The following is a 2,096-nucleotide window of genomic DNA, read 5'->3' as shown; positions in this document are numbered from 1 at the left end:
TCCGGTTTGAGACAGTTTTTATGATTATTTGAGGCGAATAGCGAGCTATTCAACGAAAAGAATCATAAAAAATGGCCAAATCCGGCTTTTTCGCAGTAGGTCAGTGGTAAGTCCGACAGGCTCCTATGCGCCTGATAAAAACTGCGTTGGAATATCGGTCTATTGACGAGCTGAATGATGTTCCACCTGGACTACGTGGCATCTATGCCCTCTACAAGAGAAGAGGGAAATCCTATGACGTGGTGTACATAGGTATGTCAGCGGATGGGATCATCAGAAAAAGGCTGTACAGCCATAAACGCAACAGGATCAACGACTGGACTCACTTCTCTTATTACGAAGTCTGGGACAATATTACCGATGTAGAGATCCAGGAACTGGAAGGTCTGTTTCGGCAACTTTACCAGTTTGACTCACGAACCAATGCCCTGAACAAACAGCAAACCTATAAGCCTCTGGTCAAAGTGCGTAGAGAGACTGAAAGAACCTTGAATCTTAAGCACATTTCTAAGAAGTTACTCAGCACTTGAATAGTCCTCTTACACCTCCGCCTCATACTGTGCCAATTCCGGCGCAGCACTCTTCACCTACTCCTTAATCCATCCCTTCAGGCTCCCCCTGTCACCGTCACAATCGATCCATTCCTAAGTTCAGCCTGACTGGTGCCGTTGGCCATTGTTGGTTTTGATGGCAGCTATGACTTTGTACTTCCGAGATCAGTGATTTGAACTGCTGCCAACTGCTGATCGTGGCCATCCTCTCCCTCGCTAACTATTTAGATACAGTTCTGGATTAAAAGCAGCACTTCTGTTACCCAAAACCTGAGTAATAAGCACACCTTTCAAGTTGTTTTTTTCTATTCTCTCTTTCAGCTCTTCCTGGCAGATCAAATCATTCAGGTAACTGAACTCAGATCGAAAGGCCATAAACTTTCTAACTTTGTTTTCATGAAAGCCAAGGCTAATCACATCGTTAAACTCGTCTTTTTGGCTTAACTGGTAGTCCACTCCATCGACAGATTCAGCATATTGAAGAGGGTTAAACATATAACCATTTCCAGACGCATACTTTACAGGTAAGAATTCACCAGCCGCTTCAAGCAAGTCTTGCAAAACATCATAGGCCTTCTCTGATAAAAAAAGCCGACCATGATGCTCAGAAATATCGGGTATCTCTTTGAAATACTTTCCATCCTCATCGGCAAAATTAACGGTCATCGACTTCCAGCTTTTACCGAATGATTTTACTTCCCAATTAACATCAAACTGGTTGTCAATGTCGTCACCAAAAATAGACCGGGATTCGTCACGATCGAACCCTAATAATCCAAAATTTTTCTTGTCTGCATAGATAGCGTATAACATCATGCAATACCTGTACCTTGGGCGATTTTAGGCTTTACTCTGCCAGATTGAAGTCTCAAACGAATCAGTCTTAACTGCCCCAAAAGATCAGATAAATTTCTAACTCGCATTCTATTGATCTCCTCCCCTATCCACTCGTAGTAGGAGTCCCTGTGTATTTTCCGATGGGGAACGGCATTCCTTAACCACTCAGGCATCTTTGGCCGGTCTTCAAGCTGATTGGGTAGCCAACAGCCATTTCTTGGGTCATCAATTCTCTTTTGTAGCGAGCCAAGATTGCCCTAGCAACTGCAGCATCTTTATGGCCTCCAGATACTATGGCATGAGCTTCACAAGCGTCGTGTGGCCTGGGAGAATGAGCTCGCTCCATATTCTTACCCAAGCGTCTTGAATAGTGGCGCTCTTTTTCCAACTGACCACTGTTCATATTAAGGGCTTTTGTTCTGAACTTATCCAGCTGACACTGAACATCAGCCTCAACCATGACTCTTTGCAAATCCTCTGCACACGGCTTTTCAAGATTTGCATACCAGTCAATCATTCGATCAAGCTGCGTCATTTCAAATACTTTCAGCGTAGACTGGGGTATAAACATAAGATAATCCTGGCTCTTTTGAATTTCAAGTGGGTAAGCAGGATTCATTCACTCGGGTGAAATTCAGCTTGCCAGTCAGTAAATAAACCATAATTTTAAAGTGCGGTTTCTTATAGCCTCTTGCCTTTCGCTTGGCT

4 protein-coding genes are annotated in these 2,096 nt (G+C 43.6%); 1 reads left to right on the top strand and 3 read right to left on the bottom strand.

The genetic code is table 11. The features are described from left to right. Positions 1-125: 125 nt before the first annotated feature. Positions 126-530: a GIY-YIG nuclease family protein gene (locus ACR2PX_RS17545; RefSeq protein ID WP_434000655.1), complete on the top strand. Its 405-nt coding sequence runs from the start codon at positions 126-128 to the stop codon at positions 528-530. 237 nt (positions 531-767) lie between these two features. On the opposite strand, the gene ACR2PX_RS17540 is transcribed toward ACR2PX_RS17545, so the two are convergent. The 3 genes from ACR2PX_RS17540 to ACR2PX_RS17530 form a co-directional block, all read right to left on the bottom strand. After that, complete coding sequence (locus ACR2PX_RS17540) at positions 768-1,217, bottom strand: imm11 family protein (RefSeq protein ID WP_434000654.1); 450 nt, start codon at positions 1,215-1,217, stop codon at positions 768-770. Between the two features lie 146 nt (positions 1,218-1,363). Further along, positions 1,364-1,618 carry an AHH domain-containing protein gene (locus tag ACR2PX_RS17535; RefSeq protein ID WP_434000656.1) on the bottom strand — a complete coding sequence of 85 codons (255 nt, stop codon included), beginning with the start codon at positions 1,616-1,618 and terminating at the stop codon, positions 1,364-1,366. Next, on the bottom strand, positions 1,546-1,959 hold the full coding sequence (locus ACR2PX_RS17530) for a hypothetical protein (protein ID WP_434000653.1): 414 nt from the start codon (positions 1,957-1,959) through the stop codon (positions 1,546-1,548). Before ACR2PX_RS17530 ends, ACR2PX_RS17535 begins: the two co-directional genes overlap by 73 nt. Positions 1,960-2,096: the final 137 nt, after the last annotated feature.

The organism is Endozoicomonas sp., assembly GCF_051008435.1.
Classification (GTDB): domain Bacteria; phylum Pseudomonadota; class Gammaproteobacteria; order Pseudomonadales; family Endozoicomonadaceae; genus Endozoicomonas_A.
Note: the sequence above shows the minus strand (reverse complement) of the source record. Positions and strands in the feature narration are given on the sequence as shown.